Annotated in this window: 1 protein-coding gene; it reads left to right on the forward strand. The window is 45.9% G+C overall.

Annotated elements, in window-relative coordinates; translation table 11 throughout:
• Positions 1-210: hypothetical protein (locus RYX56_RS23435; RefSeq protein WP_317124267.1), on the forward strand; the 210-nt coding region annotated here is incomplete at its 5' end.
• Positions 211-259 lie beyond the last annotated feature (49 nt).

Below are 259 nucleotides of genomic sequence, written 5' to 3' on the forward strand. Positions count from 1 at the left end.
CGTAGTGCTGAGCCAGCAAAATCGGTGTTTGTTGGTCATATCGCCGTGCCAGTTGTGACTGATGATGTCCGCGCTGTAGCGTTTGAATCAGGTGTTCAATTCTATACACGCCAAGCGTGTCAGATGAACAAAAACAAGCGTTTTGGTAGTCAGGTTGCACTACTCAAAGTAATGAACCTTCCGAAGTCATTAACCACCGCTGTTTCTTAATTCTGCGCTATCTGGGGGATGTGTTCGCACATCACCCATTCTTTAAACT

The sequence above is a fragment of the Alkalihalophilus lindianensis genome (genome assembly GCF_032843265.1).
Taxonomy (GTDB): Bacteria; Bacillota; Bacilli; order Bacillales; family Bacillaceae_D; genus Alkalihalophilus; species Alkalihalophilus lindianensis.